This is a genomic window from Neobacillus cucumis, assembly GCF_016908975.1.
GTDB lineage: Bacteria > Bacillota > Bacilli > Bacillales > Cytobacillaceae > Neobacillus > Neobacillus cucumis.
In genome coordinates this window covers 25,861-49,625 of record NZ_JAFBEX010000011.1, presented here as the reverse complement: position 1 = coordinate 49,625, position 23,765 = coordinate 25,861, and the positions used below count along the sequence as shown (strand labels likewise).

Below are 23,765 nucleotides of genomic sequence, written 5' to 3'. Positions count from 1 at the left end.
GAAAAAATAAAATGATTAAAGGATATAATTCCAATGATTAGCATTAGGTGGTGTAAACTATTGTTCGAGGATGTATCTATTCTAATTCCGTACAAGCCAGATAATGGAATTAGGGATATCAATTTAAATTGGATCAAAAAATATTATAAAAAATTTTTTCCCCATGCTGAAATTTGTGTCGGGATTTCAACCGACGAGTTATTTAATAGGTCTCGCGCGATTAACTTAGCAGCACAACAAGCGACCCGAAATATATTCGTTATAGCGGATGGGGATATCTTTTACGAACCGAACGTTATCAAGGATTCAATTAATCACTTAAAGGCAGCTCCATGGGTAATTCCTTTCAAAAAAATAGTCAGAATATCAGAAAAGAATTCAAGAAGTCTGATAAAAGCGGATCCAACCTGGCCTTTGGAGGTAACAGATTTCGAAATCCATTATCCTTCAGAATTCAGCCATGTTGGGGGATTAAACATCATTACCCGCGATCATTTTATGGCAGTCGGAGGTTTTGATGAGAGATTTAAGGGCTGGGGAGGAGAAGATGATGCTTTCAGTTGCGCGGTTAATACCATGTGTGGTCAATATAAGAGACTGAATCATACCATTTATCATTTATGGCATCCAGCCTTTGCATACAATAGCAATCCAAATGGCAATAACAATCTGATGATTCGGGAATTATACTACCAGGCAAATAATGACATGGATAAAATGAACCAGGTTATTTCAGGTTCAGAAACTATTTTTAAAGATAAAATCAAACAAAGGAATAGTAAAGAGTGTATCTACATTGTGGCAGTTTCGAACGATACCTATGCACAGCATCTCGCTGTTATGTTACATTCATTGTTTGAAAATAAAGAATCCAAGAATCCTGTTAAAATATATGTTATTGACAGCCATATCTCCGTAGAAAATAAATTACTGTTGGCGAGAACGACTAGAAAATATAAAGCAAAAATCTATTTTAAACAAATTGATCCAACATTGTATAGAGAGTTTCCGACATTAGAATATTTGACACACGAAACCTATTATCGAATATCTATCCCGGATCTCTTTGATAAAATAAATGAAGTTCTTTATTTGGACAGTGACATTATTGTTAAAAAGGACATCACAGAGCTGTGGAATACAGATATTAGCCAGTATTATTTAGGCGCGGTTGAGGACCATTGGGTAAAAGATTCAAGAAATAATGACTTATTCATGCCTAAAGACTCAAAATATTTTAATGCAGGCGTACTTTTAATCAACTTAAAAAAGTGGCGGGAAGATAATATAAAAAATAAAATTATTCAATTTATTAATAACTATTCTGACAACATTATGTATTGCGATCAAGACGCTCTAAATGCTGTTCTTCATGATCAATGGCTTTCTTTAGACCCCCAATGGAATTTTCAGACCGATCATATATACGACCCCAATGTAAAAATAAATCCAGCAATCATTCATTACACTGGAGGGAATAAACCATGGAATTCCAATCATCCGTTGAAGGAAGATTACTTACAATATAAAAAGGGTAAAATTATGTTACCAAAAGTTTCAATTATTGTCCCTGTTTATAACACTGAGCGATATCTCAGAAAATGTTTAGATTCATTAGTTAACCAAACATTAAAAGATTTGGAAGTTATTGTGGTAAATGACGGATCTCCTGATAATTCCCAAATTATCATCAATGAATATATTGAAAAGTATCCAAATAAAATTAAATCGATTATAAAAGAAAACGGTGGTTTAGGTGATGCAAGAAACCATGGTCTACAAGCAGCCCAAGGCAGATATGTCGGCTTTGTTGATTCAGATGATTGGGTGGAACCACAAATGTATGAAACATTATACAACGCAGCTATCGAAGGACATGACCTAATCATTTGCGACTGTATTGCCGTAGAGGATGGCGAAGAAAATGGCCAAGTTATTACCGGTTTTAGTGGGAACTGGTTAAGCAAGGAACAAGCAATTATGTACTCCACTGATCCGGCATTTTCATGTAATAAGCTCTTTGATAGAACGTTATTTAACAAAGTTAAGTTCCCTAAAGGCTGGTACGAAGACGTTGGTACCACCCCTATTTTAATGACCTATTCGAATTCTGTCTCTTATGTTCAATCTCCCTTATATTATTATAGGCAAAGACCAGATTCCATTATTAAAAGTCAAGACAAAAGAACACTTGAAGTTATTTCTGCTTGGGACAGGGTAATTGAGAAAGCTGATCCAAAATATATGGAGGAAGCTGTTTTTACTGTTGCCCGAAGCATTTCGATCTTTATCGATTGGAAAGCCATTTTTGCAAAGGAATTTATGAAATTTGCAGAAAAACATCGAGCTATCATTGAAAACAACAAATACTACCAAAAAGCAGTTAAAAACAATGAAATTAAAGATTTATTTAGGAATTAATGCTGTTTTATGCTGCTAAGCATGTTGCCTTGCATTTTGGGACAATCAAGATTTATACTATTGTTTAATTCGAAGGAAAATCGGAAAATACCGCTAAAAAGAAGTGTTAAACCACTGGGTTTGCACTTCTTTTATTTTGTTATTACTGTTTATTTAACATCAGGAATGAAATGATAAAAAGCTACTTTATGAATCTTAGAATAAGAAAAGCTTTTCTTTGTATATATTATTATGGTTATGTTTTTTAAAAGGGAGGCAAAATTTTATGAAGGTAGCCTTGCTAACTATGTTCAATGGCCTTGATAGTACTTATTCGTTAGTAAATGTTGTAGCGGAACAGTTGCGTATGATGCTAGACGCGAGGCTGGAACCAACGTTACTCGTTAGTGAACACTGTCCACTAGATAATGTGGATGGTGTTTTCCAGGATAAAAGAATAAAGTGGCAAAAGGTTGTTAATTCAATAAATGGAAAACAAATTCATTGGAAGGACTATTCCCAGCCGGATGGAAAAGTACACAGTACCTTTTTTGATGAAGCTAATGTTATTGCAGAAGACCTTGTCGCAAAATTAGCTGATGTGGATGTTTGCATCATGCATGATATTCATTATCAGGGGTGGCATCTAGTTCATAATGTCGCTATTCGTATGGCTCAGGAAAAATTGCCTCGAACTAAATTTATCGCCTTTACCCATTCAGCACCTGCAAATCGGCCACTTGATCCAAAATGGCCTTTTTCAGCCCGTTATACTGAAATGCCTAACACTATTTATGTTTATCCAACACAGTCGGGACTCGCAGCTCTTGCCAAACAGTATAATGTTCCTGAGGGACGCTGTCGGGTGGTAAATAACAGTTTAGATTTATTAAGCTTTACAAGCAATGAATTACATGCCTTAACAAATGAAGTAGATTTGCAATCACCAGATATTTTAATCATTTATCCAGGACGACTTACGACTGGAAAACGCTTTGATAAGGTAGCAATGTTGGGCGGTGCTATAAAAAAGGCCTGTGAAAAATCAGTAAAGGTCATTTTTTGCGATTTTCCAAGCAGTGACATATCTTCAAAGGACTACAAAAGCTTTATACGAGCCCAGGGATCGTCTTTTGGTTTGAAATTGGAAGATATGTTTTTTACTTCAGATATTAAGGAGTTTAAAAATGGGTTTCCTAGAAAGTCAGTTTTAGAGTTATTTAGTTTATCTAATCTATTTATTTGTCCATCTTATTCAGAGTCGTTCGGATTGACAATCTTGGAGGCTGCAAGTAAGGGGAATTTCCTAGTACTAAATGAAAGGGTACCTGCATTAGAGGAGTTAGGTAAAAATTTGAATTCTTATTTTTTGAAATGGGATGCTAGGAATTTTGGCTTTGATACTCATGAAACTTACCACCCTTCCGAGCAAGCGTATTTAAGCGAACATGGGCAAATTATTGTAAATAAGATGCAGGAGAATCCAGTAATCCAGGCAAAAACATTGGCAAGACAAAGATACAGCCCGAAATGGATATGGGAAAACCAATTGGAACCTTTAATCAGCTTTTATTGATTATAAAAGGGAGGCATAAAGCCTCCTTTATAAATTAATCCATACATATTATTTTTTTCTAAGTCAGTAACTTCTTCAAATTGAACAGGCCTTAAGTAAAAAAGAAAAAAACACCTCTATTTATGGTACGGTTCATTCCGATTAATCCGAAAAGCCCGATAGATCTGTTCTACCAGTATCAGTCTCATCAACTGGTGGGGGAAGGTCATTCGCGAAAACGACAGCTGTTCATTCGACCTCTTTAATACTTCCTCATTCAGCCCCAATGAGCCGCCTATCACAAACGCTATTTTACTTTTCCCATAGGTTGCTAACTTATCTAGAGTATTTGCTAATTCCTCTGACGATTGTAGCTTGCCTTGAATCGCTAACGCAATTACATATGTATCCTGACTGATTTTTGCTAAAATCCGTTCGCCTTCTTTTTGCTTCACTTGCAGCATCTCTAGTTCACTTAATTCCTCTGGCGCTTTCTCATCCGCAACCTCAACAACCTCTACCTTTGCATAAGCAGACAATCTCTTCAAATACTCCTCAATTCCCTGCCGTAAATATTTTTCTTTTAACTTACCAACCGTTATGATCGAGATATTCACAATCCACAACCCTTTACAACTTAATTACAAACAGTTTACAAACAACATATCCACAGGAGTTATCCACATATACACATTTTTTATCCACATCTTGTATGGAATCATTTGTTCGCCACCATATATACAGCCTGTTTTTCGCAATATTCACAGCTTGCTGCTGCTTTATCCACAGGTATTTGTGATAAAACTGGATAAGTCTCATATTTATCCACAATATCATCTAATGCAATATCAACATGTTCCTCACAACTATAAATCATTATTTCTCCCTACTTTCAAAAAATCATTAGGCTTATTTTTTATCATTCTGTCAGCTATCATACTTTTGACCTCATCTATCATACCAATACAAAAGAAAAAGGAAAAGTAGACATCCACTTTTCCCAACTAGCATCACTATTCGAGTTTTTCTCCTGAAAGGGTTAGAGTCGTTTCCTTTAACTTCCCATCGCGATAGAACTTAATCTTCAGCTTGTCGCCAACTTTCTTTTTCTGATATAAATGTTTTCTAAAGTCGATCACATCATTTATCTTTTCTCCATCCATTTCAACAATAACATCTAGCTCTTGCAATCCTGCCCGAGAGGCTGGTGAATTTGCTACTACTTGGCGAAGTGCCACACCATAATTGACATCACGAGGTAATTTTAATGCTCCCTCTTGATAGTAAGCAGGAATTTCATTGACAGACTTTAAATCAACCCCCATATATGGACGTTTAACAGTGCCAAACTGCTCTAAATCATCAATAATGGGTTTAGCTGAATTAATCGGGATGGAGAGACCGATACCTTCAACAGCCTCCTGAGAAATTTTCATGGAATTGATCCCAATCACTTGTCCAGCCATATTAAGTAAGGCACCACCGCTATTACCAGGATTAATGGCTGCATCTGTTTGCAGTACTTCTGATTGCCAGTCAACGACACCGTCTTCATTAATATCAACTGGAATGGTCCGTTTCAGTCCCGATATTATTCCTTGAGTGACTGAGCCGGAGAAAGTGGCCCCAAGTGGGTTTCCGATCGCAATGACCGGTTCACCTAGCTTCAAACTGTCTGAATTGCCAAATTCGGCAACCTTTTTAATTTTACTAGCATCAATTTCAAGCACGGCTAGGTCTGTCCACACATCACTGCCAAGCAGTTTAGCAGCAATCTTGGTTCCGTCATCAAGGGTTACTTCCAGCTTAGTTGCCCCCTCCACAACGTGGTGGTTGGTCACCACATAGGCTTTATTGCCGGCCTTTTTATAAATAACCCCTGAGCCCGTTCCAGCTGCCTCTTCTGAAGAATTTCCATTACCTGACCAAAAGCTTGTTGATTGAATATTATTAATACCAACAACGGCTTCGCCTGTTTTTTCAACTGCTTTTGTTATATTCGTATTCACATCATAGGATACCTTTTCAACGACATTCTGCCGGGTTTCCTTGTTTGTGGTTTCTGCAGCTTGATTTTGCTGGGTTGCTAGTTTGTATGGCAATAGACCTTGTTTTGATAGAGTTGGGATGGCAAGGATAACGATAACTGCCCCAATTATAGCCCCAGCTAGACTTGCGAGAAATCCACTGCCTTTCTTACCTCGCTGCTCCCGATAGCGTCCTTGTGAATGATCATCATAATACCCCATCTACACCATTCCTTTCTTCGAAAAAGTGCTATTCACTAATTTGACTTCTATAATCCATTATAAACATTCTTCCTAAAATTACTAAAAAATCACATTCCATTTAGGAACAAAAGCGCAAGCGCCTTGAACAGCCCCGACAAGCATAAGACGCTCAGGGAAAGAAGGCGTTCTTTGCCTTCATTCCCTGAGTGGCTGTAGACCATCGAGGGGCTAGGCGCTGGAGCTAGACGTCGACAGTCCTTATATTAACAGTTTTCCACAAGCGAAAATTATATAATTTCCTATAAAGGACAAAAAAATAAAGGTCTGTGAATGACCTCCATTTTTTTATAGATTATACAGCTGTTAAGCTGGTCGGGGTTTTGGGATCTGTATCGTATACGCCGAACTGCTCGCCAACAATGAAGCCACGGCTCTCCAATGTTTGAGTTACCGCCATCTTCGCTAAATCCTTCATATTATTATCCTGACTTAAATGAGCTAGATAGATCCGCTTTGTCCGGTCTCCTAAACAATCACTCATAGCGAGAGCTGCATCTTCATTGGAAACATGTCCCACATCACTTAAAATCCGGCGTTTAATATTCCAAGGATATCTTCCCATCCTGAGCATCTGTACATCATGATTCGATTCAAAGATATACACATCAGCGTTAGAGATGGTACCTTTCATTCGATCACTTACATAACCCGTATCTGTGATTAGAACCAGTTTTTTTCCTGAATGATGGAACACATAAAACATTGGTTCTGCTGCATCATGGGATACCCCAAAGGATTCAATATCAGTTGAACCAAAACTCTTAACGGTTTCCATATTAAAAACAAATTTTTGCTCAGTAGGAATCACGCCTACAGAGCTTTCCATGGCACGCCAGGTTTTTTCATTTGCATAGACTGGTAAATGATATTTACGGGCGAGGACGCCAATTCCCTTAATATGGTCACTGTGCTCATGTGTGACAAAAATGCCGGAAAGCTTGCTAATATCACGATCGATTTGTGCAAAAAGAGACTCCATCTGTTTCCCGCTGAAGCCGGCATCTACTAAAAAGGAATGCTCATCGCACTCGACAAACAAGGCGTTCCCCGTACTTCCACTAGCCAGAATGCTATATCGTAACGACATACATTTTCACTCCACTTTACTTTTTTCCTCGCTATTAAACTCAATAATCTGCCCTTCAAACGCATTAACAAACAGATTCTCCTTCCCATTCACCACAATGCGCCATGTTGGCGCTAAGACTTGGGATGCGGTAAGCTGAATGAGCGTTGAATAGCCTAGTTCAACCTTGGTAATTTCACTTTTGGGTCGCAAATCGCCTTTTTGATGCAATGTTTCAATTGCTTTCAATGGCTCGAGGATTTCTTCCTTTGCGGTCAGCTTTTCAATATCGTCTAAATAGGTTTGCTGATAGGAAGTAATTTGATTTTCCTCATTTATATTAAACGTAATCATCCCATTCACATTTTCGTATAATGGATAATTTTCATTTTGCTGAAAATAGGTAATCGTATGCTTCTTATCATTCTTCTCCCAAAATTGATAATGGTCACCATAAAGAATATTTTCTTTTAAAAATGAAGCAAGGTCTGATGGCTCAAATTTAGAGCTTAACTGAATCGGTTCATTAAGCATAACGTCAAGGGTAGTGGAAGGCTCCGTTGAGGTGGCTTTCTGCCCTTTTAATTTAGCTATATCACTTTTCGTAAAAGTCTTAGGCTTGGCGCTCAGATACTGGTCTTTAATGGGGGTCTTTGGAAGCTCCACATACTTAATCTCATCAGCCTTTAATTTATCCTGAAAGGAAGTTTCCGTTATGACTTCGTATTTATTGGCATCACGCATTTTCATGAATTGAAAGAGGAGATACACATCTAAAATTAAAAACGTAATAATAAAGATCGTTTTAATTTTACTCCAATCCATGCACAAGACCTCCTTCTAGGTCCTCAGACGTAATCTGCCCCCACGATTTATTATACCGATAAAACCAGGCAGGTTTTAAGACAAGCAGTTTATTGGCATCTGACCCCTTCTCCATTTGATAGCCAAGAACTAGTTCCTCGAGAAGCTCAGGCTTAAAGTTCTTAGTACTTTGGAAAAGAGCTAACACTTCATGTCCAGATGGCGACGTCACTTTTTGCATTTCTGTGATTAACGGAAGATCTAAGGTTATATTCGGGCGGACATATTTACCAATCTGGTCACTGCCCCATACTTCAGTAATTTGCGATAAGCCATTATCATTAAAAATAGGAAAACCTTCTGTACTATACAGACGGAAGGTGACAGATCGTTCGTTCTCACTATTAGAAACATAACGAAATGGATCCGTCCAGCCGCCATGCTCATTCACAAAATCAATACTTCTTTTGACTAGATCGTAGGAACTGGCAACATAATTATCATCTGTTGCGGTCGGATTGATGTATTGCAAAATATTACTATCATAGTTAACTGTCATTTTACTAGAATCATTCGTAAATTCCTCGCCATGTGGAACTGTGCTTTTTTGTACAAAACTAGGGTCATCAAAAAGTGCATCTTTGAACTCATCAGAGTTAAGTGTAACAGGCAAATAGTTATATGTTGTCATCTCTGTTTTTGCCTCTGGCAGATAAAAGGTCCGCTTTTCGGATGCCTTAAAAGCAAAATACTTTGGATAATGGGCTGCATTTTTATAATAATCACGGTTAAACTCACTCACATTTGCAGCGGAAATATGACTGATATAGACCTGCTGTGTATCAGTAGAGGCAAAATAAACCATTCCACTGCCTTTTTCCAATTGGTTAGCATTAATAATCATGCGGTTAAAATTAAAGGCCGGTATCTTTTTTCCTTCAATGTTTAACACACTGCGATACAGTTCAATTGGAACATCGCCAGGGAAGATGAATTCAACATAACCGTTGCCACGTGCTAAATCATCAACATTTTCCACTTTATCAGAGTAGTTTTTAACATCCGAAATGGTCCAACTGCTCATTTCCTTCATCATCTTGTCTAATTCATTCGGGTTATTGGTTCCATAGTGAGATCCTTTCACATGGAAAATGGCCGAATCAGGTCTTACAATTTTTTTTACTTCTTGTTTTTCACTAACGGTGACTTCCGCCACCGTTTTGTTATTTTCCATCGTGTCATAGTTGGGCTGATAGGTCCAAAGATTCCAAGTTAACAGAAGACTCAATAAGACTAATATGGTTAAAATTGCTGACTTAATATTCTCGTATCTCATGACCATTCATCCTCTTCAGAACGCTCATAGGGCAGTGAAAAGGAGATCTTGGTTCCTTTCCCTTCCTCACTTGTAGCCCAAATTGTCCCGCCATGTGCCTTAACCATTTCCTGCGCAATGGCAAGTCCTAAACCTGTACCGCCTAATTTACGGGTTCTAGCTTTATCGACGCGGTAAAACCGGTCAAATATTTTCCCAATATTCTCTTTTGGAATTCCAACCCCTTGGTCAGATACACTTACAATAATCTTATCCTCTTTTTCTTTTAAAGAAAAAGTAACCTGTCCACCTTCAGGTGAATACTTTAAGGCGTTAGAAATAATATTGTATAGAACCTGGGTCATTTTATCCTCATCAACTTCCACAAAAATGGCCTGCTTCGGAAGCTTACGTTTAAATGTAACATTCTGCTCCTTTGACATTTCAAACCGATCAATAATGTTGTTGTAGAAGTCAACAAAGTTTACCCATTCCTTAGTCAGCTTGTAATCTGTGCTATCCATTTTTGATAATTGAAGCAGGTCATTAACAAGACGGATCATTCTTTCCGTCTCGGTTCGTGTTACCTCTAAGAAGTTAGGGGCAATTTCCGGATCTTGCCATGCACCATCTGCAAGTGCCTCTAAATAACTGCGCATCGTAGTGAGAGGTGTCCTTAATTCATGTGAAACATTAGCCACGAACTCTCTTCTTTCCGCATCGATCTTTTCTTGGTCTGTGATATCATGTAAAACGGCAATTAAACCATTAACAAAACCTGTTTCTTTTTGAATAATAGAGAAATTAGCTCTTAATATATAGCGCTCTTTTTTTGTACTATAGTCTAATATTAAGGAATCATTTTCCTCCAGAAGGTCTTCAAAGGTGTTCGTATCATCCAAGTCCAATAACTCAACAATTGGCTGAGATAAAACCGTTTCACGTGAAACATTCAGCATTTCTGCTGCCGGATCATTAATTAAAATAACTCGACCTTTTCGGTCTGTCGCAATTACCCCATCGGTCATATAGGAAAGGACGGAGGATAGCTTTCTTCGTTCTCCTTCCGTCATCGCCTGGGCTTCCTGCAATTTTTTCGTTAAGTGGTTGAAAGTCATCGCCAGCGTACCGATTTCATCCTGACCATACACTTTAACCTTACGGGAAAAGTTCCCTTTCGCCATCGCAAGTGCTTGTTTTTTCATATCGGCAATCGGTCTGGTAATGGTCTGGGCTAACAAGATTCCTAATATAGCTGTAATTGATAAAGCAATCGCGGTACCCGTAGCAAAAATGTTATTAATGGTTTTCATTTGTTCAAACACATTTTCAATTTTTGCAACAAGATAAATGGCGCCAATTACTTTTTTTCCTGATTTAATAGGCGTAGAGAGGACCCAGATTCGATGTCCGGTTTTCTGTTCGATCTTAATGGAACTTTGATCCTCTTCCAAAACCATAGATTGTTTTACCTGTAGGACGGTTGTCCTTTGACCAACAAGTCCCTGGTTACTGGATTGAGAGGTACCGAGTATTTTTAAGGAACGATTTTCAATTACTTGAACCTCTGTGATATCACTGTCACCGGCATCAAAGTCCTTAAGTATTTTCTTTAAATCTGATTCAAGTGTTGGGTCGTCTGCCTTTCTTTCCTTTGTCATTTCCTCGACCACGTTATAAGCTAGTAAATCTACTCGCTGCTTAATCGAAGTTTGAAAATTTGTCCGCAATGTTTGTTCAAGCTGTTTGACAAAATAAACGCCGATAATTTGCATCGCTACCAAGATAAGGAGGACGTAGATTAGAACAAACTTTACATGTATCGAGCGAAAGAAACCAACCTTTTTCATCAATTAATTACTCCTGTTCAGGATTTCGCAAATAGTATCCAACCCCGCGGCGCGTGACAATCCATGTTGGATGACTTGGGCTATCCTCAATTTTTTCACGCAGACGTCTTACCGTCACATCAACAGTCCGAACGTCGCCATAGTAATCATAGCCCCATACGGTCTGCAGCAAATGTTCTCTTGTCATTACTTGACCAATATGCTGTGCTAAATAATAAAGTAATTCAAATTCGCGATGTGTCAGTTCAATTGTTTCACCTCGTTTAGAAACCACATAGGCATCTGGATGTATCACAAGTGATCCAATCTCAATTTCATTGGTATCATCTTCCGTATCTGACTGTGCCAAAATCTGATTATGACGGCGTAAATTTGCCTTTACTCGTGCTATTAATTCTCTTGTACTAAAAGGCTTGGTAACATAATCATCTGCACCTAATTCAAGACCTAACACTTTATCAATTTCAGAGTCCTTGGCTGTTAACATGATGATTGGCATTTCATATTTCTTACGGACTTCCCGGCACACTTCCATTCCGTCACGTAATGGAAGCATAATATCTAAGAGAATTAAATCCGGTTGGATTTCTTCAACTAACTGAAGTGCCTCGTTGCCATCATAGGCACAATAAACAGCGTAACCTTCTTTTTTTAAGTTAAATTGTAAAATATCGGCAATTGGTTTTTCATCATCTACTACAAGAATTTTCTTATTATCCATATTATTACTCCTTTTCATTCAATTGAATGATTCAATTAAAAGGCTTTAGAAGTCATACCTAATCTATTTTACTTTACCATTTTATCAGTGGAAATTCATCTAAAAGCAGCAATTGGTAAGTTTGGTATAACATTCTTTTACAATAATTATAAATTAATCCAAAACAGAAGAGCCTCTAGTTGTATACTAGAGACTCAAAGTATTATTGGTGTATATAATCCAGTGGGTTGACCAGACTTCCATTTTTATATACTTCGAAATGAAGATGGACTCCAGTAGCATCACCAGTTGCTCCCATAATGCCGATAGCTGTACCTTTTGATACAGTTTGTCCTACTTTGACATTTAAGGAAGACATATGACCGTAAAGGGTCTGGAAACCATTTTGGTGGTCAATGATAATTTTATTTCCATAACTGTTGCTCCACCCAGCAAAAACCACTACTCCATTATCAGCTGCCTTTATGGTCTTATTGCTAGGTCTGGCAATATCAATTCCTTTATGCATTTTGCCCCAGCGCATGCCTAGTTTGGAAGATATATAGCCTCCGACTGTTGGCCAGGCAAAACTTCCATCGCCGCGGGAAGGAATTACCTTTGTTCCTTTAACCACAATATGATTAACGGGCTGTGATAAGATTTGCTCATTGGACTGTTCTTTTTTAACGGTTACGCCATTTTGTTCGGAAATTTGATAGGTAACGGAACGAGATCCATTTTTGCCAGCTTGCTTTTCTTTTGTTTCATCCTTAGGTAGAGAGGAGTCTTCCTCAATTTGATTCGTAAAAGGAATTACTTCCTCTTGCTTAACCTCTTTATCCACTATTACCTCAATGAACGGTTTTGGTACCGTGACATTTATTTCTTGACCAACATTTAATACACTATTAGCTGTTAAACCAGGGTTTATGGCTTCTAGCTCATTCTCTTTCAAACCATAGTTGTGGGCAATCGTTTCAAGTGCATCGCCAGCTGCGACTCTATATTTTTTTTCTTCTAAAGTACCCTTTTGTAAAAAAGCTACAGCGGCATCAGCGGTCATTATTTTCTCAGGTGTTACATTTTCCTCCTCGATGGAAATGTCTTTTGATAAACGTACATCTAAAAGACGAGTTTGATTTTCTTGTAGAGGCGGCAGCGCTGCATCCTTTTGCGCTTTTCTAGCCTCGAGCTCATTTAGTTGTGCTTCAGATACATATTGAAGCTTGAGCTTTTTTATAACTTCCTTGGCAGAGTCTTTATTATCCAGATAAACGACTGGTGACCCAGCAATGACGATCGCTGTAGATTCCGCTTCTAGCTGGAAGATTTGATTAAAGTTTTGCACTGTTTCATTATTATTCGCTGTTGAATTAAAAGCCTGTTCAGCTATGTACTGTACTTGCGGCTCAATCTTCAAATTTAAATTTGTAAACGATTTCTTAGCCATGTCTACTTTTTCAGCAATTAGCTTATTTACTACGGTCTTATCTGTGACGTTGCCTATATAGGTGCCATTTAAATAAACATGATAGATTTTGGATGGTGTAAAAGCAAAGGCAATTGGACCATTACTAAAGGCTATAACCGATGCAGCCATCGCCGTGATAACGGTTGTTTTTAACAACAAGAATTTATTTGACTTAGAGCTTTTCTTTGTAAATAACATTATTTCCTCCTAACCCCCGGTAAACCCTGTTTGTGCTGTATGTATGTCTAGTAAAGTATTCTTTATTTTTAAACCTCTACTAATTTAACATAGTTTTATTTAAATAGTTTAATAGTCTTAAGACTGTAACATAAATGTATAAAGGTTGACACTTTTTACATTTTTACGACATATACTGGTTATATTTTCATATGCTATTTGTCGAATTTTTTGCCTTGATGGGGGAAACTTCCTTATTTTATAAGGAATCGCTAGGGCGGAGGTAGTAGTATAAGAAGTGGCTCCGAGGATTGATTATTGTGTTAAAAAGAAAAAAAGAAGCTGCATGTGCAAGCTTCTTTTTGAATGGCTCAGGACGGAATCGAACCGCCGACACAAGGATTTTCAGTCCTTTGCTCTACCGACTGAGCTACTGAGCCAACTTAGTGGCGGTCTGGACGGGACTCGAACCCGCGACCTCCTGCGTGACAGGCAGGCATTCTAACCAACTGAACTACCAGACCAGATTAAATTGATCATCAGCAAGGAAACCGTCCTTGCCAGTCACTTGCTGACAATCAAAAGCCATGACCCCTACGGGACTCGAACCCGTGTTACCTCCGTGAAAGGGAGGTGTCTTAACCGCTTGACCAAGGGGCCATATTATTGAAAGTTATTTTGCTGATGCAAAAAACTTTGGTGAGCCATGAAGGACTCGAACCTTCGACCCTCTGATTAAAAGTCAGATGCTCTACCAACTGAGCTAATGGCTCGTAAAAATAATGTTCCCTAAACTTTGCGTTTCGCCGGATGCCCACGCCTCAGTAAGCTTATTCAAGCAACAGCTCGGCGTGTGCCCTGATGCTGTTTCAGTGAAGCTTATTCGATCGTGCTCTACCAACTGAGCTAATGGCTCGTATTTTTCTTACAATTTTTTTGTCATATTGTGACGACGCTTTTTATAATAGCATGGATGTAATCTTAAATGCAATACTTTTTTAAAAAGTTTTTTCAAAAAAATTTAGAGCCCTCAAAAGAGGACTCTAATTACTCTTTAGATTTGTCTCCAAGGGCTGCGGACAACATTTGTTTGCACGCGGTCTGGTCCGACGGAGAAGGTGGTTAATGGAACTCCTGTCAGCTGTGTAACACGCTCTACATAATGACGGGCATTAACCGGAAGTTCATCCAATGATTTCACGCCAGTAATATCCTCAGTCCAGCCAGGAAGTTCCTCATAAATTGGCTCACACTGTGATAAAATTCGTAAATTCGCTGGATATTCCGTAATAACTTTATCGTTATAACGATATGCTGTACAAATTTTTAACGTTTCAATCCCTGTTAACACATCAATTGAGTTAAGAGACAAATCCGTTAATCCGCTGACACGACGAGCATGGCGCACAACAACACTGTCAAACCAGCCTACACGACGAGGACGGCCTGTTGTTGTACCGTACTCACGGCCCACTTCACGAATGCGATTTCCAATTTCATTATTTAATTCCGTTGGGAATGGACCATCTCCTACACGAGAGGTATATGCTTTACAAACACCTACTACATGCGTAATTTTAGAAGGACCCACACCAGAACCAATTGTTACTCCGCCTGCAACAGGGTTTGAAGAGGTAACAAATGGATATGTACCTTGGTCAATATCAAGCATAACCCCTTGTGCACCTTCAAATAAGACACGTTTGCCTTCATCAAGAGCATCATTTAAAACAACAGATGTATCACAAACATATTTCTCAATTTGTTGTCCGTATTCAAAGTATTCGTCTAGAATATCTTCCTTTTTGAAGCCTTCTGTTTCATAAATACGTTCAAATAAGCGATTTTTCTCAGCAAGATTCTGTTCTAATTTTTCTTCAAAAATTTCACGATCAAGCAAATCGGCAATCCGAATACCTACGCGGGCAGCTTTATCCATATAGGCTGGGCCGATTCCCTTCTTCGTTGTACCAATTTTATTATCACCCTTACGTAACTCTTCTACTTCATCTAATTTTAAATGGTAAGGGAGAATGACATGAGCACGGTTACTGATCCTGAGATTATCCGTAGTTACACCCTTTTCATGTAAATAAGCAAGCTCTGCTACAAGTGCTTTTGGATCAACAACCATCCCATTACCGATAACACTAATTTTATCTTTATTAAAAATTCCAGACGGAATCAAATGTAACTTGTACGTTTCTCCGTTAAATTTGATGGTGTGTCCAGCATTGTTTCCACCTTGATAACGGGCAATTACTTCTGCATTCTCAGAAAGGAAATCGGTAATTTTCCCTTTTCCTTCGTCTCCCCATTGTGTTCCAACAACCACTACTGATGACATGAATGGCACCTCCGAAAATTCTGGTTCTTATTTAATCTATACATAGTTTATCAATTTTAGCCCACTAAAGTCAATAAAACACGAACATTTCTAAGAATGTTAGAAAAATACGTTCGTATATATATTAATCTACTAAAATAGTAAAAGGATTAGCCAAATAAGGCTAATCCTTTTACAAACTACGCACCTGGAGGCTCATAACGGGTCTCAAGGTTGACGAACTTATTATATTCCTTTACAAAAGCTAATGCTACGGTACCGGTTGGACCGTTACGCTGCTTAGCAATAATGATTTCGATAATATTTTTATTCTCTGATTCCTTGTCATAGTAGTCATCACGATATAAGAACGCCACGATATCAGCATCCTGCTCAATACTACCCGATTCACGAATATCTGACATCATTGGACGCTTATCTTGACGCTGCTCCACACCACGGGAAAGCTGTGAAAGAGCAATTACAGGGACTTTCAATTCACGTGCTAATTGTTTAAGGGAACGTGAAATTTCGGAAACTTCCTGCTGACGGTTTTCACCTGAACGTCCGCTTCCTAAAATCAGCTGCAAGTAATCAATTAGAATCATGCCTAAACCATGCTCCTGCTGAAGCCGGCGGCATTTTGAACGAATATCACTGATTCTTACCCCAGGTGTATCGTCAATAAAGATACCTGAATTCGAAAGGGCACCCATTGCCATTGTTAGTTTGCCCCAGTCTTCATCCGTCAAGCTCCCGGTACGAAGCCTTTGAGCATCAATATTCCCCTCCGAACAGAGCATACGCATAACAAGTTGTTCCGCACCCATCTCAAGACTGAAGATCGCAACATTTTCACCCGTTTTAATCGCAACATTGGAAGCGATGTTTAAGGCAAAGGCTGTTTTACCTACAGATGGACGTGCACCAACAATAATTAAGTCATTGCGCTGGAACCCGGCAGTCATTCTATCCAATTCCGCAAATCCTGTCGATATTCCTGTGATTTCGCCTACGCGCTTATGCATTTCCTCAATATTGTCATACGTACGGACAAGGACATCTTTTATATCATGGAAAGCACCTGCATTTTTCCTTTGTGCCACTTCCATAATACTTTTTTCCGCTTCACTTAAAAGAGCATCTACTTCATCTTCACGAGAATAGCCATCTGACGCGATATTTGTGGCGGTCCGTATTAATCGTCTCAGTAAGGACTTTTCTTCTACTATTTTAGCATAATACTCTATATTGGCGGCTGTCGGTGCAGAGTTAGACAATTCATTTAAATAGCTGACACCGCCGATATCCTCAATCAATTTAGCAGCTGCAAGTTCAGCTGTAACAGTCACAACGTCAACAGCTTTCCCTTGATCATTTAACTCCAGCATTACATTGAAAATTTTCTGGTGAGAGGCACGGTAAAAGTCTTCGGGAATCAACATTTCTGATGCTAGAGTCAAAGCAGAGGGCTCTAAAAAGATGGCCCCAAGTACGGCTTGTTCAGCTTCAATATTTTGTGGCGGCATTCGATCCGCTAATACATTATCCATTTATAAAAAACCTCCTAGCCTAGAAGGATTAGTTAAAAGCTATATAAAAATATCATATCGCTAAAAGAAAAAAGTGACCAGCCTTAACCGATCACCATGAATTACTACTCAATCATTTTATCATGTTTGTTGTTACTTTCGTACTGGCAAATTTTCACCTTATTTAATTTCCGTAACTGAAACCGTTAACGTTGCAGTCACATCATGATGAAGTTTTACTGGTACCTTTGTATGCCCTAATGTCCGAATGGCATCAGCTAATTCCATTTTACGTTTATCAATTTTAATGCCATGTTTCTTTTGTAGTTCCTCGGCAATTTGCTTTGTTGTAATGGAACCAAATAATCTGCCGCCTTCACCGGCCTTAGCAGTTAGTTCAACTGTTGTTTTATCTACTACTTCTTTCAGCTTCTTAGCTTCCTCAAGCTCTTGTGCAGCTAATTTTTCTTCCTTTTTCTTTTGTGCATCAAGGGTACTCACGTTTGCATTATTAGCTTCAATTGCTAATCCTTGTTTAATTAAAAAGTTATGTGCATAGCCATCGGCTACATTTTTAACTTCACCTTTTTTACCTTTCCCTTTAACATCCTTCAAAAAAATAACTTTCATTCTTTTTTCACTCCTTCAAAATATTCATCAATGGCAAGCCTCAATTGAACCTCTGTTTCGTCAATTGACAGTCCCGTCAGTTGGGTTGCTGCATTTGTTAAATGACCGCCGCCCTTCAAACTTTCCATAATCACTTGTACATTGATATTCCCCAGTGACCTAGCACTAATGGCAATAACGCCTTCTTCTCTTTTAGCGATAACAAAGGAACCTACGACCCGATCCATGGCTAATAAGGTGTCCGCAGCCTGAGCGATAATAACTTGATCATATAATTCCTGTTCTGATCCTTTACCAATCGCAATCCCTTCACGGTAAAAGGAAACCGATTCAATTAACTTGGACCGTTTGATATAGGTATCGATGTCTTCTTTCAAGAATTTTTGAACAAGAATGGTATCAGCTCCATGTGCACGTAAATAAGATGCAGCATCAAAGGTCCGTGAACCGGTTCTTAAGGTAAAGCTTTTTGTATCGACAATGATACCAGCTAGAAGAGCAGTCGCCTCAATCATTTCAATTTTACTCCGTTTAGGCTGATATTCCAAAAATTCTGTTACCAGCTCTGCCGTTGAGGAGGCATATGGCTCCATATAGACAAGTAGAGGGCTTGCAATAAATTCTTCTCCACGGCGGTGATGGTCAATGACGACTACATGGTCTATTTTATTTAATAATCGCTCCTCAATCACCATTGAAGGCTTATGTGTGTCAACAATCACCAATAATGTTTTATCTGTAGCAATTTCAAGGGCGAGCTCCGGATCAATAAAATAAGAATACAAGGTTTCTTGATGCTTGATTTCCTCCATTAACCGTTTGACGCCGCTGTCTATCCCCTGCATATTAACGACAATATAGGCTTCCTTCTGGTTCATTTGAGCGACTTTATAGATACCAATACTTGATCCAATTGAATCCATATCAGGGTTCTTATGCCCCATAATAATGACCTTATCACTGGCTATAATTAAATCCCTTAGTGCATGGGAGATGACCCGGGCTCTTACTCTGGTCCGTTTCTCAACAGGATTCGTTTTACCGCCATAAAATTTTACTTTCCCGTTTGGCAGTTTAATTGCTACCTGATCACCGCCCCTACCCAATGCTAGGTCAAGGCTAGATTGAGCTAAGGCACCTAATTCGGGCAGGGAGGATACACCTGTACCGACGCCAATGCTCAAAGTAAAGCTAACATTTTGTTTTGGGGTCATTTCCCTCACTTCATCAAGAATAGTAAACTTCCCATTTTCCAAAATACGAAGGATTCTTTCACTAAATACGGCAATAAAGCGCTCTGAGGAAACCCGTTTCAAATAAATTCCATTATCTTGGGCCCATTTATTTAGGATTGAAGTCACTAAATTATTAATGCTCCCGCGCATTTGGTCATCCATACCCTGTGTAAGATCATCATAATTATCAAGGAAAATAGTCGCAATAGCGGTTCGATCATCCTGATACTTTTTCTCGATTTCGGTTTGCTCGGTTACATCAAAGAAATATAACAGCCGTTCCTCTCGTTTATGAACTACCTTAAACTTCCGTCCATGAAGGGTGACAATTTCTGTTTCTACTTCTTGTTTAATTAAAGGAATCATCGCATCAGCAACATCATAAAGTGATCGGCCTACCAACTTAACTTCATCAAAACAAGAAGTAAGATAGGGATTGGTCCACTCAATATAATATTCTTCATTGATGAGCATAATCCCGATTGGCATTTCCATCAGGGCTTCTTCGCCCACCTTCTTGACCCTGTATGACAGTGTCGAGATGTACTCCTCCATTTCTTTTCGCTCGCGACGATCAATGACAAACATAAAGTAGAGGGGTACTAACATTAATAAAAGACCGGCTACACTTAATATCCAATTGTACAAATACAGGATGACAAGCAGGATCATAGTAACGCCAATTAGCCCATAAAAAGGGTAACGAATTGACCGCTTTTCAAAAAATGCAGGCAAAGTCTTCAGCTCCTTGACGTTTTACTCTTTTTTTTCAAACCGTTTTCTAAAATCAAAACCTAAATCTGCTATGCCCAATACACTTATTATATAATGAACAATTGGTAGGATGAAAGATAGAATTACAACGAACACCGCAACTCCTTTGCCAATCGAGCGTTGATGAAGAATATAAAGTAAACAAGCTAATCCCTGAAGCAATAATAACAATTCTAAAATAAATCTGGCATTAACGATGACTAAGTATAAATAGGTTCCTTCTTCAGGTCTAAATAATAAGTATCCGCCTAATGCCGCTAAATAGAACCATAATAGGCTTTTAGGCAAGCTAAGATTTCTAAACTTCCCCCAAGATGGAACCCCAATACCAAACCTTTTAACAATTGGAAAACAAATCCACTGGGTAATTAAAGCATAAACAACTGCCACCGTTATTAAATAAGCTGGTGCTAGCTCTTGAATGTTTTTAATTAAATTGGCATTTTGCTCCTGCAAGAGTTTCATCTGCTCTTTGTTTCCTATTACCTTTAACATATCCTGAGATTGCTGCATTGATTGGTCCATCATCGTTTTAAATTCTTGAATAAAGTTAATGTTCATAAACGTCACGAGTACGACATATGAAATGACTAAACCTGCTATAAAAATGAGCGTACCACCCATTAAAATAGCAGATCGACTTTTTGTTTTTTGCGTCATATAACCCATAACTGCACCAGCAGCTCCAAAAAGTGCCATTAAACCCAGTCCCTGCAAGGAACTAGTAATAAATGAAATAATGATGGCTGCAATAAAAAAAACAGCAATATTTTTCAGGCTGTATTTAGCTGAATACATTATAAATGGGAGCGGCAGGAAAAAGACACTAATCACACTCAAAGGGGGGATGTAGATCGTTATTAATAAAAAGACAGCAAAGGCTGCTAAAAGAATAGCACCTTCCGTTAGACTGCGGACATTTTTCACTTCAACACCTCATAAATTAAATCTATCTCTTTATTTTAGCCACTAACTTGTTTTGATACAACTTATGGAGTAAGAAAAAAGACAGTAAGGAGTGTCCTTACTGTCTTTTTAGACATATTTATTATTCACCAGCCACGAATGGTAGTAATGCCATTTGACGTGCACGTTTGATTGCAACTGTTAGTTTACGTTGGTATTTAGCGCTAGTACCAGTTACACGACGTGGTAAAATCTTTCCACGCTCAGAGATGAATTTTTTAAGTAAATCTACATCTTTATAATCGATGCGAGTAATGCCATTTGCTGTGAAATAGCACACTTTACGACGCTTTGCGCGACCGCCTTTACGTCCTCCTGCCATGAAAATTCCCTCCTTTATTGTTAAAAGTAAATTTCATAAGGTTTTATCTTAGAATGGGAGATCATCATCAGAGATGTCAATTTGACCAGATCCGGCAAATGGATCATCATCCATACGAGTAAAACCTTTATTTTGATTTTGATTTTGGTTTGGACGTTGATTCTGATTGCTGCTGCCGTATGGGTTACCTTGTGGTTCCATAGGAGGAGCACCATAATAATCGTTGTTGCTTCTACCGCCACCACCAGAAGACGACTTAGGCTCTAGAAATTGAACACTTTCCGCTTGAACCTCTGTAACGTATACACGTTTACCATCTTGTCCTTCATAGTTGCGCGTTTGAATCCGGCCATCAACACCTGCTAGACTACCTTTTTTCAAGAAATTGGCCACATTTTCAGCTGGTTTACGCCAAACAACACAGTTAATAAAGTCTGCTTCACGCTCACCTGACTGGCTAGAAAATGGACGGTTAACAGCTAGAGTAAAAGTAGCAACAGGAACCCCATTTGGTGTATAACGCAAATCTGGATCTTTTGTTAATCGGCCAACAAGAACGACACGATTCATCATCAGAATCAACTCCTTTTATTTTGGCAATATGTTCCACGTGGAACAACTTGACCAAGAAATATATATAAATCTTAAGCTTCTTCTTTAATTACGATATGGCGAATGATATCTTCGCTGATCTTTGCAAGACGAGAAAATTCTTGTACTGCAGCAGCTGAAGATGTAGTTTTAGCGATTTCGTAGTATCCGTCACGGAAATCGTTGATTTCGTATGCTAGACGGCGCTTACCCCAATCTTTTGTTTCAGCAGTTTCCGCACCGTTTTCAAGAAGAATTGTGTTAAAACGCTCTACAAGAGCCTTCTTAGCTTCATCTTCAATATTTGGGCGGATGATGTACATGATTTCGTACTTATTCATCACAGTCACCTCCTTTTGGTCTAAACGGCCCGAATGGGCAAGGAGCAATTATTTAATTACTCACAAGTTGAAATTATAGCACACTCAAAATGAAAATGCAACGAGCTTCACAGGAAAGCCATTTTTATTCATTGATTTGCTTTTTGAAATAATGAAATCGTTGAGTTGATTTCCGCTACAATCACCTAAATTAATTAACTAAAATTACCAAAATAAATAAAACTCTGCAGTATGCAGAGCTTTTTTGTTATTAAACGTTAAAGCGGAAGTGGATGACGTCGCCGTCTTTTACTTCGTATTCCTTACCTTCTAGGCGGACTTTTCCTGCTTCTTTTGCAGCATTGTGGCTTCCAGCTGCTAACAGGTCATCAAATGAAACTGTTTCCGCTCGGATAAATCCACGTTCAAAATCAGAGTGAATGACTCCAGCACATTGCGGGGCTTTCATTCCTTTTCTGAATGTCCAAGCACGAACTTCCTGTACACCTGCTGTGAAGTAAGTAGCTAAACCAAGCAAGCTGTATGCTGCACGAATTAATTGGTCCAAACCTGACTCTTCAATCCCTAGCTCTGAAAGGAACATTGCCTTTTCTTCGCCTTCGAGTTCAGCGATTTCCTCTTCAATTTTTGCACAGATCACAATCACTTCAGCATTATCCTGGGCAGCGAATTCACGTACCTTTTGAACATATTCATTATCTGATGGATCTGCAACATCATCTTCACTAACATTTGCTACATAAAGAACTGGCTTAATTGTTAAAAGATGCAGCCCCTTAACTAATTTCATCTGTTCGTCGGTGAAATCAACTGTACGAGCTGGTTTCTCTGCTTCAAAAGCATCGCGAAGCATTGAAAGTACTTCGAACTCAGCAGCCGCATCTTTATCTTTTTGCTTAGCCAATTTTTCCACACGGCTAATACGCTTTTCGACTGATTCCATATCAGCCAGAATTAACTCAAGGTTGATGGTTTCAATATCATCAATTGGGTCGACCTTACCTGATACGTGGGTAATGTTTTCATCTGCAAAACAGCGGACAACCTGACAAATGGCATCTACTTGACGAATATGTGATAGAAACTTGTTTCCAAGTCCTTCACCTTTACTTGCACCCTTTACAATCCCAGCAATATCCGTAAATTCAAATGCTGTTGGAACTGTCTTTTTAGGTTGGACAAGTTCAGTTAGTTTTTGCAGGCGATGGTCCGGTACTTCTACAATCCCTACGTTCGGGTCAATTGTACAGAAGGGATAATTCGCTGATTCCGCTCCTGCCTGTGTAATTGCATTAAATAATGTAGATTTACCAACGTTCGGCAAACCGACAATACCAGCTGTTAAAGCCATTCACGTTCACTCCTATCAAGAAAAGCGCAAGCGTCCGTTTAGCGGCGTATGGACTAGAACTCTCCGAC

At 38.7% G+C, this 23,765-nt stretch carries 20 protein-coding genes and 4 tRNA genes; 2 read left to right on the top strand and 22 right to left on the bottom strand.

The genetic code is table 11. The annotated features are described in order from the left end of the window. The first annotated feature begins 60 nt into the window (after nt 1-60). Together JOC76_RS15800 and JOC76_RS15795 are read left to right on the top strand one after the other, a co-directional pair. Complete coding sequence (locus tag JOC76_RS15800) at nt 61-2,421, top strand: glycosyltransferase (RefSeq protein ID WP_205179010.1); 2,361 nt, start codon at nt 61-63, stop codon at nt 2,419-2,421. 265 nt (nt 2,422-2,686) lie between these two features. Then, nucleotides 2,687-3,976, top strand: a complete 1,290-nt coding sequence (locus JOC76_RS15795) for a glycosyltransferase (protein ID WP_239557755.1) — start codon at nt 2,687-2,689, stop codon at nt 3,974-3,976. Between the two features lie 116 nt (nt 3,977-4,092). Here JOC76_RS15795 and rlmH read toward each other — a convergent pair whose 3' ends face one another. The 22 genes from rlmH to ychF all read right to left on the bottom strand — a co-directional run bounded on the left by rlmH (nt 4,093) and on the right by ychF (nt 23,697). Next, nucleotides 4,093-4,572 (bottom strand): 23S rRNA (pseudouridine(1915)-N(3))-methyltransferase RlmH, encoded by a 480-nt coding sequence (gene rlmH, locus JOC76_RS15790; RefSeq protein WP_205179008.1) that lies wholly within the window; start codon nt 4,570-4,572, stop codon nt 4,093-4,095. A gap of 101 nt (nt 4,573-4,673) precedes the next feature. Continuing rightward, nucleotides 4,674-4,832 (bottom strand): CxxH/CxxC protein, encoded by a 159-nt coding sequence (locus JOC76_RS15785; RefSeq protein WP_205179006.1) that lies wholly within the window; start codon nt 4,830-4,832, stop codon nt 4,674-4,676. 136 nt (nt 4,833-4,968) lie between these two features. Next, nucleotides 4,969-6,204, bottom strand: coding sequence for a S1C family serine protease (locus JOC76_RS15780; protein WP_205179005.1), 1,236 nt, complete (start codon nt 6,202-6,204; stop codon nt 4,969-4,971). 334 nt (nt 6,205-6,538) lie between these two features. Further along, nucleotides 6,539-7,333, bottom strand: a complete 795-nt coding sequence (locus JOC76_RS15775; RefSeq protein ID WP_205179004.1) for an MBL fold metallo-hydrolase — start codon at nt 7,331-7,333, stop codon at nt 6,539-6,541. A gap of 6 nt (nt 7,334-7,339) precedes the next feature. Next, nucleotides 7,340-8,137: a two-component system regulatory protein YycI gene (locus JOC76_RS15770; RefSeq protein WP_205179003.1), complete on the bottom strand. Its 798-nt coding sequence runs from the start codon at nt 8,135-8,137 to the stop codon at nt 7,340-7,342. Then, nucleotides 8,124-9,452, bottom strand: coding sequence for a YycH family regulatory protein (locus tag JOC76_RS15765; protein WP_205179002.1), 1,329 nt, complete (start codon nt 9,450-9,452; stop codon nt 8,124-8,126). The genes JOC76_RS15770 and JOC76_RS15765 overlap by 14 nt, the downstream gene beginning before the upstream one ends. Next, the gene (gene walK, locus JOC76_RS15760; RefSeq protein ID WP_205179001.1) at nt 9,449-11,281 is read right to left on the bottom strand and encodes a cell wall metabolism sensor histidine kinase WalK; all 1,833 of its coding nucleotides are present in this window, start codon (nt 11,279-11,281) and stop codon (nt 9,449-9,451) included. Before walK ends, JOC76_RS15765 begins: the two co-directional genes overlap by 4 nt. 7 nt (nt 11,282-11,288) lie before the next feature. Next, the gene (gene yycF / locus JOC76_RS15755; protein ID WP_205179000.1) at nt 11,289-12,002 is read right to left on the bottom strand and encodes a response regulator YycF; all 714 of its coding nucleotides are present in this window, start codon (nt 12,000-12,002) and stop codon (nt 11,289-11,291) included. A gap of 202 nt (nt 12,003-12,204) precedes the next feature. Beyond that, on the bottom strand, nt 12,205-13,650 hold the full coding sequence (locus tag JOC76_RS15750; RefSeq protein WP_205178998.1) for a M23 family metallopeptidase: 1,446 nt from the start codon (nt 13,648-13,650) through the stop codon (nt 12,205-12,207). Nucleotides 13,651-13,996: 346 nt separating this feature from the next. Continuing rightward, nucleotides 13,997-14,069 (bottom strand) — tRNA-Phe (locus tag JOC76_RS15745). A gap of 7 nt (nt 14,070-14,076) precedes the next feature. Beyond that, nucleotides 14,077-14,153: transfer RNA gene (locus tag JOC76_RS15740), tRNA-Asp, on the bottom strand. A gap of 64 nt (nt 14,154-14,217) precedes the next feature. Beyond that, nucleotides 14,218-14,289: transfer RNA gene (locus tag JOC76_RS15735), tRNA-Glu, on the bottom strand. Nucleotides 14,290-14,326: 37 nt separating this feature from the next. Further along, nucleotides 14,327-14,402, bottom strand: a tRNA-Lys gene (locus tag JOC76_RS15730). A 281-nt stretch (nt 14,403-14,683) separates the two neighbouring features. Then, entirely contained in the window at nt 14,684-15,976 is a 1,293-nt protein-coding gene (locus JOC76_RS15725) for an adenylosuccinate synthase (RefSeq protein WP_205178996.1), read from the bottom strand. Between the two features lie 179 nt (nt 15,977-16,155). Next, nucleotides 16,156-17,508: a replicative DNA helicase gene (gene dnaB / locus JOC76_RS15720; RefSeq protein WP_205178994.1), complete on the bottom strand. Its 1,353-nt coding sequence runs from the start codon at nt 17,506-17,508 to the stop codon at nt 16,156-16,158. Between the two features lie 159 nt (nt 17,509-17,667). Then, nucleotides 17,668-18,117: a 50S ribosomal protein L9 gene (gene rplI, locus JOC76_RS15715; protein WP_205178992.1), complete on the bottom strand. Its 450-nt coding sequence runs from the start codon at nt 18,115-18,117 to the stop codon at nt 17,668-17,670. Continuing rightward, nucleotides 18,114-20,087 carry a DHH family phosphoesterase gene (locus JOC76_RS15710; protein WP_205178991.1) on the bottom strand — a complete coding sequence of 658 codons (1,974 nt, stop codon included), beginning with the start codon at nt 20,085-20,087 and terminating at the stop codon, nt 18,114-18,116. Before JOC76_RS15710 ends, rplI begins: the two co-directional genes overlap by 4 nt. 21 nt (nt 20,088-20,108) lie before the next feature. Beyond that, nucleotides 20,109-21,053 (bottom strand): YybS family protein, encoded by a 945-nt coding sequence (locus JOC76_RS15705; protein ID WP_205178989.1) that lies wholly within the window; start codon nt 21,051-21,053, stop codon nt 20,109-20,111. Nucleotides 21,054-21,174: 121 nt separating this feature from the next. Beyond that, on the bottom strand, nt 21,175-21,414 hold the full coding sequence (gene rpsR, locus JOC76_RS15700; RefSeq protein WP_007088219.1) for a 30S ribosomal protein S18: 240 nt from the start codon (nt 21,412-21,414) through the stop codon (nt 21,175-21,177). A gap of 48 nt (nt 21,415-21,462) precedes the next feature. Then, on the bottom strand, nt 21,463-21,987 hold the full coding sequence (gene ssb, locus JOC76_RS15695; RefSeq protein WP_205178987.1) for a single-stranded DNA-binding protein: 525 nt from the start codon (nt 21,985-21,987) through the stop codon (nt 21,463-21,465). A gap of 71 nt (nt 21,988-22,058) precedes the next feature. Next, complete coding sequence (gene rpsF / locus JOC76_RS15690; RefSeq protein ID WP_098530221.1) at nt 22,059-22,346, bottom strand: 30S ribosomal protein S6; 288 nt, start codon at nt 22,344-22,346, stop codon at nt 22,059-22,061. Nucleotides 22,347-22,596: 250 nt separating this feature from the next. Then, complete coding sequence (gene ychF, locus JOC76_RS15685) at nt 22,597-23,697, bottom strand: redox-regulated ATPase YchF (protein ID WP_205178985.1); 1,101 nt, start codon at nt 23,695-23,697, stop codon at nt 22,597-22,599. Between the last annotated feature and the right edge of the window lie 68 nt (nt 23,698-23,765).

Coding starts and splice junctions, on each gene's coding strand:
- rpsF (WP_098530221.1), bottom strand. CDS start 22,346: ATGAATAAGTACGAAATCATGTACATCATCCGCCCAAATATTGAAGAT.
- yycF (WP_205179000.1), bottom strand. CDS start 12,002: ATGGATAATAAGAAAATTCTTGTAGTAGATGATGAAAAACCAATTGCC.
- dnaB (WP_205178994.1), bottom strand. CDS start 17,508: ATGGATAATGTATTAGCGGATCGAATGCCGCCACAAAATATTGAAGCT.
- JOC76_RS15775 (WP_205179004.1), bottom strand. CDS start 7,333: ATGTCGTTACGATATAGCATTCTGGCTAGTGGAAGTACGGGGAACGCC.
- ssb (WP_205178987.1), bottom strand. CDS start 21,987: ATGATGAATCGTGTCGTTCTTGTTGGCCGATTAACAAAAGATCCAGAT.
- ychF (WP_205178985.1), bottom strand. CDS start 23,697: ATGGCTTTAACAGCTGGTATTGTCGGTTTGCCGAACGTTGGTAAATCT.
- walK (WP_205179001.1), bottom strand. CDS start 11,281: ATGAAAAAGGTTGGTTTCTTTCGCTCGATACATGTAAAGTTTGTTCTA.
- JOC76_RS15770 (WP_205179003.1), bottom strand. CDS start 8,137: ATGGATTGGAGTAAAATTAAAACGATCTTTATTATTACGTTTTTAATT.
- JOC76_RS15795 (WP_239557755.1), top strand. CDS start 2,687: ATGAAGGTAGCCTTGCTAACTATGTTCAATGGCCTTGATAGTACTTAT.
- JOC76_RS15785 (WP_205179006.1), bottom strand. CDS start 4,832: ATGATTTATAGTTGTGAGGAACATGTTGATATTGCATTAGATGATATT.
- JOC76_RS15765 (WP_205179002.1), bottom strand. CDS start 9,452: ATGAGATACGAGAATATTAAGTCAGCAATTTTAACCATATTAGTCTTA.
- rplI (WP_205178992.1), bottom strand. CDS start 18,117: ATGAAAGTTATTTTTTTGAAGGATGTTAAAGGGAAAGGTAAAAAAGGT.
- JOC76_RS15725 (WP_205178996.1), bottom strand. CDS start 15,976: ATGTCATCAGTAGTGGTTGTTGGAACACAATGGGGAGACGAAGGAAAA.
- rpsR (WP_007088219.1), bottom strand. CDS start 21,414: ATGGCAGGAGGACGTAAAGGCGGTCGCGCAAAGCGTCGTAAAGTGTGC.
- JOC76_RS15780 (WP_205179005.1), bottom strand. CDS start 6,204: ATGGGGTATTATGATGATCATTCACAAGGACGCTATCGGGAGCAGCGA.
- JOC76_RS15750 (WP_205178998.1), bottom strand. CDS start 13,650: ATGTTATTTACAAAGAAAAGCTCTAAGTCAAATAAATTCTTGTTGTTA.